The sequence below is a fragment of the Candidatus Brocadia sapporoensis genome (genome assembly GCF_001753675.2).
GTDB classification, from domain to species: Bacteria; Planctomycetota; Brocadiia; order Brocadiales; family Brocadiaceae; genus Brocadia; species Brocadia sapporoensis.
This window is the reverse complement of sequence record NZ_MJUW02000087.1, coordinates 1-14,008: the sequence shown is the minus strand read 5'-3', so window position 1 is coordinate 14,008 and position 14,008 is coordinate 1. Positions and strand designations below refer to the sequence as shown.

General features: G+C 44.8%; 9 protein-coding genes and 2 pseudogenes. All 11 read left to right on the top strand.

Features of this window, described 5'->3' with window-relative positions:
* Window positions 1–404 precede the first annotated feature (404 nt).
* The 11 genes and pseudogenes from BIY37_RS08265 (at window position 405) to BIY37_RS08215 (ending at window position 13,900) form a co-directional block, all read left to right on the top strand.
* Window positions 405–2,219 carry an ATP-binding cassette domain-containing protein gene (locus tag BIY37_RS08265; RefSeq protein ID WP_070067368.1) on the top strand — a complete coding sequence of 605 codons (1,815 nt, stop codon included), beginning with the start codon at window positions 405–407 and terminating at the stop codon, window positions 2,217–2,219.
* A 498-nt stretch (window positions 2,220–2,717) separates the two neighbouring features.
* Window positions 2,718–5,405, top strand: a complete 2,688-nt coding sequence (gene fdhF, locus BIY37_RS08260) for a formate dehydrogenase subunit alpha (RefSeq protein ID WP_070067366.1) — start codon at window positions 2,718–2,720, stop codon at window positions 5,403–5,405.
* 242 nt (window positions 5,406–5,647) lie between these two features.
* A complete protein-coding gene (gene purQ / locus BIY37_RS08255; RefSeq protein WP_070067365.1) occupies window positions 5,648–6,433 on the top strand; it encodes a phosphoribosylformylglycinamidine synthase I in 786 nt (261 codons plus the stop codon).
* Window positions 6,434–6,469: 36 nt separating this feature from the next.
* The gene (gene nuoE / locus BIY37_RS08250) at window positions 6,470–6,967 is read left to right on the top strand and encodes an NADH-quinone oxidoreductase subunit NuoE (RefSeq protein WP_230402473.1); all 498 of its coding nucleotides are present in this window, start codon (window positions 6,470–6,472) and stop codon (window positions 6,965–6,967) included.
* A gap of 101 nt (window positions 6,968–7,068) precedes the next feature.
* Window positions 7,069–8,667 carry an NADH-quinone oxidoreductase subunit NuoF gene (gene nuoF / locus BIY37_RS08245; RefSeq protein WP_420886188.1) on the top strand — a complete coding sequence of 533 codons (1,599 nt, stop codon included), beginning with the start codon at window positions 7,069–7,071 and terminating at the stop codon, window positions 8,665–8,667.
* A 482-nt stretch (window positions 8,668–9,149) separates the two neighbouring features.
* On the top strand, window positions 9,150–9,788 hold the full coding sequence (locus BIY37_RS08240; RefSeq protein ID WP_070067363.1) for a P-loop NTPase family protein: 639 nt from the start codon (window positions 9,150–9,152) through the stop codon (window positions 9,786–9,788).
* Between the two features lie 20 nt (window positions 9,789–9,808).
* A pseudogene (locus tag BIY37_RS08235) lies at window positions 9,809–10,273 on the top strand (DNA-methyltransferase); the annotation flags it as partial.
* A pseudogene (locus tag BIY37_RS08230) lies at window positions 10,233–10,958 on the top strand (PmeII family type II restriction endonuclease); the annotation flags it as partial. The pseudogenes BIY37_RS08235 and BIY37_RS08230, both read left to right, overlap by 41 nt.
* A gap of 140 nt (window positions 10,959–11,098) precedes the next feature.
* On the top strand, window positions 11,099–12,412 hold the full coding sequence (locus BIY37_RS08225) for an endonuclease/exonuclease/phosphatase family protein (RefSeq protein WP_070067362.1): 1,314 nt from the start codon (window positions 11,099–11,101) through the stop codon (window positions 12,410–12,412).
* An 89-nt stretch (window positions 12,413–12,501) separates the two neighbouring features.
* Entirely contained in the window at window positions 12,502–13,107 is a 606-nt protein-coding gene (locus BIY37_RS08220; protein WP_070067361.1) for a hypothetical protein, read from the top strand.
* 79 nt (window positions 13,108–13,186) lie between these two features.
* On the top strand, window positions 13,187–13,900 hold the full coding sequence (locus tag BIY37_RS08215) for a hypothetical protein (RefSeq protein ID WP_070067360.1): 714 nt from the start codon (window positions 13,187–13,189) through the stop codon (window positions 13,898–13,900).
* Window positions 13,901–14,008: the final 108 nt, after the last annotated feature.

Sequence of the window (14,008 nt, the reverse complement as noted above, 5' to 3'; positions counted from 1 at the left end):
GCCCGTTTTCCCTATCGGCTCCTAACTATTCTGAGAAAATATTCTCTCTCACCACCTGTTTCGCTGAATAGTTACGTAAAAATAGGGTTAAATTTAGGACGATTGGCGATGTTTTTTAAACCTTGTTTGTTTTAGTGCTAGCCGGAGAAATTTTTCCCGTCTTGTGTTTTGAGACTTTATCAGTAATATTATTATAACCTTTTTAGAAAACCGTTGAAGACGAGTCTAATTTCTGATACGAACAAAGCAGAAAAAATACTGAATCTCTGCCCGACAGGGAGGTGGAGCACGAAAAGCGGGAGTCAACCCAGACGGGGCAAATCTCGCCCATATTTTTGCTGGAAATATCAAAATCATCTTTGGAAGGAAGAGACTCGTTTGGGCATTATATCAGGAGGATCTGTGTGGCATTGATAAGCTTGCAGGATGTAACAATGGGCTTTGGAAGGCCAGCGTTGGTTGAGCATGCAAATTTGCAGATAGAACGGAATGAAAGGGTGTGTCTTCTGGGCCGCAATGGAACTGGTAAGTCGACCCTGCTCAAGCTGATCAACGGAGACCTGATACCCGATTCCGGTGAAATCGTCCGGCAAAAGGGGCTGCATACCGCCTATCTTTCCCAGGAAATTCCCGGAGAATTGCACGGTACGGTATTCGATATCGTATCTGCCGGGTTTGAGATGCAGGTACGTGGCGTATCTCCGCAAGATATTGCTCATAATCCGAAAAGACGCCATCGGGTAGAAAAGATAATTTCACTGATGCAACTAGATGCCGGCGTCGAATTTAACACCCTTTCCGCCGGTCTCAAACGCCGGGCGCTGCTTGCCAGAGGGTTGGTGTGTGACCCTGATATCCTGCTGCTCGATGAGCCGACCAATCATTTAGACGTTGATTCGATTACCTGGCTGGAGGAGTTTCTCCTGCGGTATGGAGGAACGCTGCTCTTCGTTACCCATGACCGTACGTTTCTGAAAAAACTGGCCACTCGCATTCTTGAGCTTGACCGGGGATATCTGGCGAGCTGGGCGTGTGATTATGAGACCTTTCTTGAGCGCAAACAGGCAGTCCTCGATGCCGAAGAGAGTCAGCAGGCCGTTTTTGACAAGAAACTGGCGCAGGAAGAGATATGGATCCGGCAGGGCATCAAGGCACGTCGCACCAGGAATGAAGGGCGGGTACGGGCTCTGGAAGATATGCGCAAAGCCCGGCTGGAAAGACGTCAGGTCATGGGCACCGTGCGCATGCAAACCCAGGAGGCCGAACGTTCCGGTGCACTCGTGATAAAGGTTGAAGATGCCTCCTATAGCTATGATGCCAAACCGGTTGTCAGTGGTTTTTCCGCAGCAATTATGCGGGGTGACAAGATCGGGATTATCGGTCCTAATGGCGCGGGTAAGACTACACTTCTGAAACTTTTGCTGGGAGAATTGACTCCACAACAAGGCAGCGTGCGTCATGGTACTCGTCTCAACATTACCTATTTTGACCAGCTTCGCGCTCAACTGAAAGAGGATAAATCGGTTTTTGATAATATAGGGGACGGGAACGACGTCATTATCTTTAACGGCAAGCCACGGCATGTTATCAGCTATTTGCAGGATTTTCTCTTCGCTCCCGATCGGGTACGGATTCCCGTGAATGCCCTTTCGGGCGGAGAGCGCAACCGCCTCCTCCTGGCACGACTTTTTGCGAGACCTTCCAATGTCCTCGTGATGGACGAACCTACAAACGATCTTGACTTAGAGACACTGGAGTTTTTAGAGGAACTGCTTTTGGACTATCCGGGCACACTCCTCCTTGTAAGCCACGACCGCGCTTTTCTTAATAATGTAGTAACCAGCGTTTTTGTGTTCGAAGGGAATGGAAAGCTGAATGAGTATATTGGCGGGTATGACGATTGGCAACGCCAGCGTGAGGAAAAAAGGAACGACGTTAGGGAAAAAATGCCGGCAAAGACGGAAGTGGTGCGCAAACAACGTGAGCGCCCCCGCAAGCTTACCTTTAAGGAGCAACGTGAACTCGAGGCCTTGCCACAACGTATTGAAGATATAGAAACGGAACAACAGCAACTGTATCAAACCATGAGCGACCCCCTGTTTTTTCAAAAGGGGAAAGATGAGATCACGAATATTAAGGCCAGGGTGTCATCCCTGGACGGCGAATTGGCAGAAGCCTATCAACGATGGGAGGATTTGGAAGGCTTACAGGAACCGTAACTTTTTGATATTGCAAAATATCAACTCATTTGTATAATCAAAAATCGCAACAATTCTTTTGACAGCGTAATTTATATGGGCATCTTTTTTGGAGTTTAACCTATGATCTGGAAAAACTGCACGTCATTTCCTTACGGGTGAGTGCACTTACCGAAGTGGCGGCGCCATTTCCAGGTTAAGTGGACAAGGTATAGACTCTTAAAGGATTACCTGTAGCTCCTTCACGAAAAAATGCAAGGGTCACTTCTCTCTTGCAAGGTAGTTCATCATCCGATAAGAAATCCCAGCCTCGTCTATCCCAGTTTCATCTTGCCCGGAAGAGGTACCGTCCCTTCATCCAATAGTTGATTGGATAATCTGTCTCCGTAGAGACACAGATTCCCGTAGTTATACGCAGAGCAAGGGTGAATTGCCGTTTTCCCCTACTGCATTTCTCTGTAAACACGGTATCCCCTGTGGCTAACTTAACAGACTTATTTAAAATGGAGGATGTAATCTATGGTATCTTTATTGATCGATGGGAAAAAAGTGGAGGCAGAGCCTTCTCAAACGATTTTGCAGGCGGCACAAAAACTGGGGATTCATATCCCAACTCTGTGCCACGACCCGCGTCTTGCTCCTTCCGGGGCATGCCGGATGTGTGTGGTAGAGGTAGAGGGCGCACGGCCACTGGTGGCCTCCTGTGCAACCCCTGTCTCAGAGGGTATGAAAGTCTCTACACGGAGCGAATCTGTGACGCGTGCACGAAAACTCAATCTGGAACTTATCTGGTCTGATCATCCCAACGACTGTCTGACGTGCGATAAAACGGGAGAATGTCAGCTCCAGAACTTCATGTACGAATACGAGGTAAAGACCTCGCGGTTTGTGGAACAGAATCCTCCCCCAAGACCTGACGATTCAAATCCCGGGATTTATCGGGACATGAACAAATGTATTCTTTGCGGAAAATGCGTCAGAATCTGTGATGAGGTTCAGGATCAGCATATCTGGGCATTTTCAAACCGGGGGATGCAAACCTCAATCGCCACGGCCTTTGAAAAACCCTTAAAAGACGCCGGTTGTGTATTTTGCGGACACTGCGTCTCTGTATGTCCGGTAGGCGCACTTATGGACAAACCCGCTGCAAAAAAGGGACGCCCCTGGGAAACCAAAAAAGTACGTACGGTCTGCTGTTACTGTGGTGTGGGATGCAGTCTTCTGCTTCATGTAAAGGGGGGTGAAATTCTGAAGGTAACAGCCGATGTGTACTCACCTCCCAATTATGGCAGTTTGTGTGTAAAGGGAAGATATGGATACGAGTTTTACAAGAGTCCGGACCGTTTAACGTCCCCTTTGATCCGGGATCGTATTGATCAACCCTTCCGTGAAGCAAGCTGGGATGAGGCAATCAACCTTGTAGCCAGGAAGTTTATGGAAATCAAGCGGGAATACGGATCGGATGCTTTTGGATGCCTTAGCTCTTCAAGGGGCACAAACGAAGAAAATTTTCTGGCTCAAAAATTTGCCCGTGCCGTAATGGGGACCAATAACATGGATAATTGCGCCCGAGTGTGCCATGCTCCTTCGGTAACGGGTCTCCGGGCATCGTTGGGAAGCGGAGCTGCTACGAATTCCCTGGCGGATATAGAAGGAGCGGAGGTGCTCATTGTCAGTGGCTCCAATACTACCGAAGCCCATCCGGTCGCAGCCCTGAAAATCAAAAAAGCGGTACGGCAGAACGGGGCAAGGCTCATTGTAATTGATCCGCGTGAGATAGAACTCGTACAGTACGCAACCGTGTGGCTCCGTTTAAAACCGGGCACCAACGTCGCCCTGATCAATGGCCTGCTGCACGTCATTTTAAAAGAGGGGCTGGAAAACGAGGAATTTATCCGGCAGCGCACCGAAAATATCGACATGCTACAGCAGGTCGTGGCACAGTACACGCCGGAAAGGACGGAGGAAATTACAGGCGTTCCTCAGAAAGACATTGTCAGGGCTGCCAGAATCTACGCAGGTACAAAGAAGGGAATGATTGTCTATGGCTTGGGAATGACCGAACATAAGGCAGGCTCGCATGGTGTGATGTCACTGGCGAATCTGGCGTTAATTACCGGCAACGTGGGTAGACCTAATACCGGGATCAATCCGCTTCGCGGGCAGAACAACGTTCAGGGTTCATGCGACATGGGAGCGTTGCCGGACGTCTACACCTGTTATCAAAAGGTAGATGATCCTGTTGCCAATAAAAAATTTTCTGAGGCATGGGGTTGTCCGCTTCCGGAAAAACCAGGACTAAAGGAACCTCAAATGTACCGGGAAGCCCTCGCAGGAAAACTCAAAGCAATGTACATTATCGGATACGACCCGGCTTCAACACAGGCAAATATAAATCATGTGCGGTCTGCTATGAAAAAACTTGATTTCCTCGTTGTGCAGGAGCTTTTTATGACGGAGACGGCAAAATTGGCCCATGTGATACTCCCCGCCGGCTGTTTTTTTGAAAAGGATGGCACCTTTACCAATGCCGAAAGAAGGGTCAGACGGCTCAATCAGGCCATTCCACTGCCCAAGGGGACAAAGCACGACTGGGAGATTATCTGCCTGATTGCCAGCGCCATGGGTTACTCCATGCAGTATCGTCATCCAAGTGAAATTATGGATGAAATAGCCAAACTTACGCCGGAATTTGCAGGAATTGATTTTAAGCGGCTCGAGGGTGATGGTCTGGTGTGGCCTGTCTGGGATAAGAATCACCCCGGCACGCCTATTTTACATCAAGATACATTCACCAGGGGAAAGGGGAGATTGAATGATCTTTTGTATACCCCTTCGGAGGAATTGCCCGATAGTGACTATCCATTGTATCTGACCACGGGTCGCCGTCTTTACCATTATAACAACGGCTCGATGTCACTGCGAAACCCGGAGATTTATTCGATCAGTTCGGAAGAATTTATGGAAATCCATCCTGACGAAGCTGAAAGACTGGGTATAGAAACGGGGGATACCGTACGGGTGAGATCCCGGCGTGGTTCTTTGGAAGTGAAGGCGAACGTCACGGCAAAGTCCCGGCCTGGATGTGTATTCTTATCCTTCCATTTCCCGGAGACTCCGACGAACGTTCTGACCGGTCCCGGCGAAGATCTCCTGGCGCTTACCCCGGAATATAAAGTGTGCGCGGTAAAGGTAGAGAAGATATAGCCATGGAAACAGGGGTGAGGCATCTGAGCAAAATGCCTCACCCCGTATGCAATTTGGCAAAGGGAAAATCCATGGATTTTGAGATTTTTTGAAAAAAACAATTCGTTGGAAAAAACGAATAATTTCTTGTTGTCTTTTTACTAAAAAAAGGTATCTTGTACTGTCTTATATGCAGAATTTTATCCATGTCTGAACAGATGGATAATTTCCCGATTTTGAAATTATTTAGGTAATGACTCAGCATGCTAAAACCAAAGGTAGTAATCTTCAGAACGGCTGGGACAAATTGTGATTGTGAAACCCAATACGCTTTTGAAAGAGCAGGGGCAAAGGTGGATGTTATGCATATCAATACTCTGCTTGCAAACAAGAACTCACTTCGCGATTATCAGATATTAACCCTCCCTGGCGGGTTTACGTATGGCGACGACGTTTCAGCGGGTAAAATCCTGGCCAATCAGATCAAATATCATTTGGCAGAGGAGATTACAACCTTCATCAATAAAAAAAAGCTCGTCCTTGGCATCTGTAATGGATTTCAGGCGCTGGCAAAGGCTGGATTTCTGCCGGATTTTAATATGCCTGACCAGGAGGTTACGCTGACCTTCAATGACTCAAACAAATTCGAAGACCAATGGGTTTACCTGAAAGTCTGTTCGGACAAATCGGTTTTTATTAAAAACTCTGATGTCTCGGTTATCTATTTACCCATAGCACACGGGGAGGGAAAGTTTATTACAAAGGACGAAGCCGTCCTGAATAGAATAACAATGAATCGTCAGGTAATCTTGCGGTACGTGAACGAACGTGGTGAAGAAGCTGGCTATCCATGGAATCCTGGCGGTTCCGTTCAGTGTATCGCAGGCATTTCTGATCCGACGGGACAGGTCCTTGGCATGATGCCACACCCGGAGAGGCATATAGAGCCGACCCAGCATCCGAGCTGGACCCGCAGTGGATTAAAAGAATGGGGAGACGGTTTTTTGATTTTTAAAAATGCAGTTCAGTATGCAAAAGCCAATTTTTGATCGCCTAAGAGATTTCTATATATATGGAGATAGAACATGATGCATAAACCGGTTACCGCGAGCGAAAAAAGTAAACCCTTGGCAGATTTAACCAAATGCAGGGACATCCTTGCTAAATATACCAGCGCTACTTCTGCTGACCTCATTCCTATCCTGCAGCAGATTCAGGACGCATACGGATATCTGCCCCAAAATGTTTTGGAAGAGATAACGGCAAGGGTTCGGATCCCCCTGAGCAAGATTTATGGGGTTATTACCTTCTATTCACAATTTTCACTCGAACCCAGGGGCAAGCATACGATCAAGGTCTGTGTTGGCACGGCGTGTCACATCAAGGGCGCTCCCGATATAAAGAAAAAAATCACCGAAGTCCTCCATATTCAAGAAGGGGAGACAACAAAAGATTACAAATTTACCTATGAACCGGTAGCCTGTCTGGGGACCTGTTTTCTGGCGCCGGTCATGATGGTTAATGAACGATACTATGGAAAGCTAACGACGGAAAAAACTGAACAAATTTTGAAAAGTTACTAAACCGTAAAGGAGTGTTTACCGTGAAAAACCTGAAAACCCCTGACGATCTTCATAAATACAAAAAATCCCTTGAAGCAAAACGCCGGACTGATACCACACGGATATTCATTTGTGCGACCGGTTGCAAGGCGCTTGGCGCTGAAGAAGTGTGCAGGGCGTTCAAGGATGAAATTGCAAAACAATCTCTTGCTGACAAGATAGAAATCATAGAAACCGGATGCCAGGGCCTCTGTACGAGGGCGCCGGTATTGACCATAGAACCGTTAGGGATATTCTATGGCAGGGTCACAGAAACAGATGTTCCCGAAATTATTTCACGTACGATACAAAAAGGCGAGATCATCGACCGTCTCTGTTATTCCGAAGCGGGGAAACGCATTCCGTATGTCCGGGACATCCCTTTTTACAGCAAGCAAAAAAAGATTGTGTTAAAAAATTGTGGTAGTATCAATCCCCGCAATATTGATGAATATATCTTAAGAGACGGTTATGCCGCTTTCACAAAAGTGCTTACGGATATGACGCCGGACAAGGTCGTTAACGAAATAAAAAATTCAGGACTGCGAGGGAGGGGTGGAGCTGGATATCCGACAGGTCTTAAATGGGAATCGGTGAGAAAGGCTCACGGAGATACAAAATACGTAGTCTGTAATGGGGATGAAGGGGATCCCGGCGCATTTATGGACAGAGCCGTTCTTGAAGGCGACCCTCACGCCGTTATTGAAGGGATGCTCATTGGCGCATATGCAATTGGCGCAAAAAAGGGATTTATTTATGTGCGTGCAGAATATCCCATAGCGGTGGAGCACTTAAAAATTGCCATAGAACAAGCAAGAAACCTGGGACTCCTCGGCGAAAATATTCTCGGAACATCTTTCAGCTTTGATCTGGAGATCAAAATGGGCGCCGGAGCCTTCGTCTGCGGAGAAGAGACGGCTCTCATTGCTTCCATTGAAGGGAAACGGGGCATGCCACGCCCACGTCCGCCATATCCTGCCACCAGCGGCATCTGGGGGAAACCCACGAATATTAACAATGTAGAGACCTTTGCAAATGTGCCGGTTATCTTCCTCAACGGTTCCGGATGGTACAAGACAATCGGCACGGAGAGCAGTAAAGGCACAAAGATATTTGCCCTGGCAGGCAATGTGAAAAATACCGGCCTTGTTGAGGTTCCCATGGGAACCACGCTCCGTGAAATTGTCTATGACATCGGCGGGGGTATCCCTGGCAGAAAAAAATTTAAGGCTGCTCAGATGGGCGGCCCTTCCGGCGGTTGCGTTCCCGCCCAACACCTTGACCTCCCTATCGATTATGAAACGGTAAAAGCGGTGGGGGCAATTATGGGGTCAGGAGGACTTATTGTTATGGACGACTCTACTTCCATGGTGGAGATTGCCCGTTATTTCATGGAATTTTGCCAGGACGAATCCTGCGGAAAGTGTGTGCCCTGCAGGATAGGCACCAAGCGGATGCTTGATATCCTCACGCGGATTACTCAAGGACAGGGCAAACAGGAAGATATTAAACTCTTAAAGGAATTAGCGGAAGTCACAAAAACAGCCTCTTTGTGCGGACTGGGGCAAACGGCTGCAAATCCGGTGCTCTCTACCATTCATTATTTCTCAGATGAATATGAAGAGGCTATTCACAAAAAAGAGACTCAAACGTCCCAGCACAATCCGCCGAAACCAGAATAGCGCAATATTCACGCAACCGACTAACCTCCCCTTTCATCTCTTCCTTCTCAAGGAGGGGATGAAGGAGGGACACCTTGCAAAAAATATTTACACCGTGAACAATCAGGAGCCAATGGCTCGCAAAAAAATAGTTCCCTCCCCGTATCACTCCTATCATCTGACTGCGTCTTTGCCCCAAGGTCATCTAAAACGAAACGTCAAAGATTTGTGCCAAAGTCGCATAGTTGGATAGTTTCGCGAAAACACGATTCAGCGATTTCGGTCTCTGATACCTTGAAAAGGACAAAAGATATTGTGGGAATTGTATGAAGATAGTATAATGAACTTTAACGTTGTGGTGGAAGAGCGACGAGACTCTCCGCTCTACAAATAAATGCATCGGTAGGCTTAAGGAATATTTTGCAAAACGTAGTTCTTCGGTCAGGGAAAAACTGTCTGGAGCATCCATGTTGAATTACGTTAATATTATTGAAGAGTAGCGTATGAGAATCATATCCATTACGGGTACGGCAAGTGGCGTAGGAAAGACGGCTGTTGTGCGATTTTTACTGAAAAATCTTGAGGATTTTTCAGCCCTAAAAATCACGACAAAGCACGAAGGTAACTGTCCCAGGCATTCTGACTGCGATGTGTGTGAGACCATGAAGCGTCCCTATACGATCACTACGGATCCGCTGCAAATCAATCAATCGGGCAAAGATACTGCTTTGTTTAATAGCGCCGGGGCCCGGAAGGTCGTCTGGCTTCAGGCACACTCAGAACACCTGAAAAGGGGCATAAAAGAGGCGTTAGCCCACTTTAGCAAAAATGATTCAATTCTTATAGAAGGGAATAGTTTCCTGCACGCACATGATGCAGACATCAGCATCCTTGTCACTACCCCCCGGGAAACAAAGATCAAACGTTCTACACGGCAAATTGTCTCTAAAATTGATCTGGCAGTCATTAATATCTATGCCGATGACAATCCCGACGATATTATAAAAACCCGGGAAAGGTTACACCAAATCGGATGTTATGCACCGGTACATAGTATTAATCCGATGCAAGACAATTACCCCCCAAATGAAATTTTTCTCAACCACATAAAAGAAATGATCGGCCAGCCTGTTCAATCGTAATCAGAGGGGAATCTTGTCCATTGTACCAGGAGGAAGTAATGGTTCCGATGGGCGAGTGGGCAAATGCAAGACTGAAAAACCTTTCTGAGACCGATAAAATCCGTGACAACTCAAAAGTTGGAAGTGGATTTGGTAAGAATATTTCAAACTGGCTTGATAGGGATAAGGCATATCCAACAAATATTCTTCATTTGGCAACCGAATGTAATAATAAGAATCACAGCGCGGCTTTTCCCGAAGAATTGCCAGAATGGTTCATTAAACTTTTCACAAAAGAAAATGACACGGTTCTTGACCCGTTTATGGGTTCTGGAACGACGTTAATTGTCGCAAACCAAACGAGACGAAATTCAATAGGTATCGACATCATTTCTGAGTATTGTGATATGGTGAAAAAACGATTGCGACCCGTTGAGTTATATCTATTCGAACCAAAGGCGGAATATGAAAAAATTAAATCTAAAAGACGTATCCCTTTACGTTGAACAAAACATTGGGACTTTTCACCAGAAGAGGATTCAAAGCCTTGACGGATTAAAGTTGTCGCAAGTTCTCAAGCGGAAAAATCCCTATTTGTTCAAAGCAAAATATGTGTTGACTGCTGAACAGATTGTAAAAGGCTTGGTGAACGTGCATATATCTTCAAACGAAGAAACCATTTTTGGCGATTGGCTGGAAGGACTTGCCATTTTCATCAGTGATAAGGTTTACGGAGGCCGTAAATCGGGTATCACAGGTATTGATCTTGAATTTGACAGCAATGGAATAAGAAACATTGTAACAATCAAATCGGGACCTAATTGGGGTAATAGTTCACAAATAGCTAAAATGGTTGCGGACTTCAAGACCGCTAAAAAGGCATTGAGAACCAGCAACTCACAATTGAACATTGTTGCTGTAAATGGTTGCTGTTACGGCAGGGACAGCAAACCAGACAAAGGAGATTATTTCAAATATTGTGGGCAACGCTTTTGGGAGTTTATATCCGGCGACAGCGAACTGTTCACAGAAATTATCGAACCACTTGGATATAAGGCTAAAGAAAAGAATGATGACTTTGTAAAATCGTATTCACAGATGATTAACAAGTTCACCAAAGAGTTTGCAAATCTATTTTGCAAAGATAACGGGGACATTGACTGGAACAAATTGGTGCGTTTTAACTCTGCAACAGTAGCGCCCAAAAAACGAAATAAAAACCGCACAACAAGGCGCTCCGCCGGACGGCAATTCCGCTGCGCTCCATTGTCGCCGGTGAGCTTGTCCGTTAGGCTTTTAAATGTAAAACAAGGGAAAAGGTGGATAAGTGTATGTTAAAAAGGCAGATGAAAACGATAATGGTATCAATTCTCTTTGTTTTGCTTTGCTGTATTACGCCAATAGAAGCAAAAACCTTTAAAGTAGTGAGCTATAACCTGGAAAACCTCTTTGATCTTACCTGGGATGGAACGGAATACCCGGAGTATATTCCGAATACCGGCTACGGCTGGTCTAAGGGTATTGCAAATATTAAATACACCAATATTGCCAGAGTGTTGAAGGACATGGGAGGTGATGTTATCGCTTTGCAGGAAGTCGAGTCGAAAAAAGCCCTTATTACGTTACGTAACAAGCTGAAAGACCTCGGTGTAGATTACCCTTATTTTGAAATTGCGGACTCCAACGCCACGTCGGTGAAATGCGCTGCTTTGTCTAAGTTTCCGATTGTTGAGAAAGAAGAGATACAGGTTGATCTGGTTGATAATGAAATTGCGAGAAATATTCTTAAAATAACTCTTGATATTGATGGTAATCGTATCATCCTGTTTATCAACCACTGGAAATCGAAACGAGGTCCTGAAAGTATGAGAATAACTTGCGCCAATACGCTTAGGAGAGAAATTGATAAACTAAAAGAGGATGTTGACTTTATACTGATAGGTGATTTTAATTCGAACTACAATGAATACAAAACCTTTCGAAATTCTGGCAGGTTAAACGATACCGACGGTATTACAGGAATCAATCATATCTTAAAAACTATCAAAGATGCTGAGATGGTCGATGAAAAAGCACTAACAAAGCAGACCACGAATGAGTATCTGTATAATTTATGGCTTGAAGTTAGTGAAAGCAACCGTTGGTCTTACCTTTTTTCCGGGAGGCAGGAGAGTCCGGACAATATTATCGTTTCCAAAGCACTTTATGATGCCAAGGGAATTTCCTATAGCGATAATTCATTTAGTAAGTTCCAACCGGACTATCTGTTCGAAGGAAAAACCGTCCATCGCTGGCAGAGGGCCGAAAGTGGTATGGGTAGGCACTTGGGCAAGGGGTACTCAGATCACCTGCCGATTTTCGCGTATTTTTCTACGGAACCCTTCAGTTTCAAAAACAACGACACGGTTTCAGATGATATAGCTTCCTTAAAGTTGGAAAAAAGTAAATCTCCACAAGGCTTGATTGACTTAAACAGTGCCAGCAAAGAAGAACTCATGTCTGTCGATGGAATCGGCCCTGTTCTTTCTGCAAGAATCATTGCTGGGCGACCCTATAAAACTGTGGATGATTTGCTCAAAGTGAAGGGAATCGGCCCAAAAAAACTTAAAAATATTCGCCCTTATTTTGTTATAGGTAAAAAATAGAGGAATAGCATTGCCCTAACCATTCATTCCAGCCGACCGCTTAACAGCGGCGGCTGAGTTTAATCGTTAAACGAAAAATTAGCGAGGAAATGAAATATAACTTCGATAGGTCAAAGCCCTTCTATCCTTTGGTTATGACGTATTTGGCCCAACTGCATGGACTAAAGGAGATTTGTGTAATTGGAGTGTTGGTTGCTGCCGACGGGAAACGTAACTTCGTCATTTCTTCTCAGTATGGGGATGCCGGAAAAGACATAGAAACTGGTATCGGGAGCTTGCTCGGCCCATTGAATCTCGCTGTGACAGGTGACACTGAAACCTTAGACGTGAGCATTGAATTTGTGGCTCAAGAAATGGCCCTTAATCATGGCTATCTTTTGGACTTCCAAGTACGAACGGCATCTGTATGCCTTGCAATGGCTCATGAAATAACAAAAGGCAAAGCCTATCGCAGTAGCGGAGAAAAATGGGAATTTCTGCGGCACTGTCGTAATGCAATATCTCATAATGCAAAATGGCATTTCCTGAATGGAGAACCTCTAGGAGGCGCTAGTTGGCGAGGTATAAAATGGAAGGTCGCGATGCACGGTGAGCCATTGTTTGCCCAGGCTGATGGGATGGGCTATCTCAAGTTAGGAGACCCTATCGCTCTCCTTTGGGATATTGAAAATGAAAATCCGAATATGACCGTTTAACCACGCCATGCACCTGATCGCGTAAACAACGCGCTCCAGGTGATGTCTGCGTTATGCTTCATGAAAAGGGAAAAACCAAATGAGTGAAAATTCTAATAAAATTACTTTCGGGTTTAAAACAAAAGGGACATGGACAATTAATGATCTTACTTTGTTATCCACTAGCATAGGTAACATATATGATTTATTTCTTAGTAAAAACATTTATAAAAAAGCTCAAGATAGCTATTTAGAAAGTTTAGATCATTGGTTTCATAAGTATGAAAAATATATGGATCATCCGATTATGTATGATTACTATAAAATATGGAAAGAAACCCTTAGATTGTGGCGTAAAACAAAACTTTTTTACCCACTGCCTCCATTTAATCTTCCCGATCAGGCAATGTTATCTTTAGATAAAGGAATTCCTGATATAGAATATATTTTAAACAATTTAGACTATTATTCAAATGAACACGAAAGACTACAAGTCTATCGTATTAGAATATCATCTCCTGGTGGTTTCAGTTTTCAAGGTATGGGTGAAATATTAAAGGAAATCAGAGAAATGGTAAAAGATTTGTGGTATCGTAATAAACAAGAAAAAGCGAAAGGAGAGTTAGAAATAATAAAAAGATATCTTGATATTTGTAGGGAAAACGAAGAAATTAATGTTCCTCTGCCCAAGTATCTGCAGAAAAGGAATATTTTAATTGACGAAACGTATAAGAATATTAAACAATTGAAAGAATTGGAAAGCCAAAACAAACTTGCTAACGTCGGTGAAAATATTGATTATATTCCTGAATAAATGATAGAATTTGATTACACTTGATGTTGTTATTATTGTGCAAATAAATATTACCTAAATTCTGCAAACGATTTTCGCAGTGCGAAAATCGACCTTCTGTAATACCCT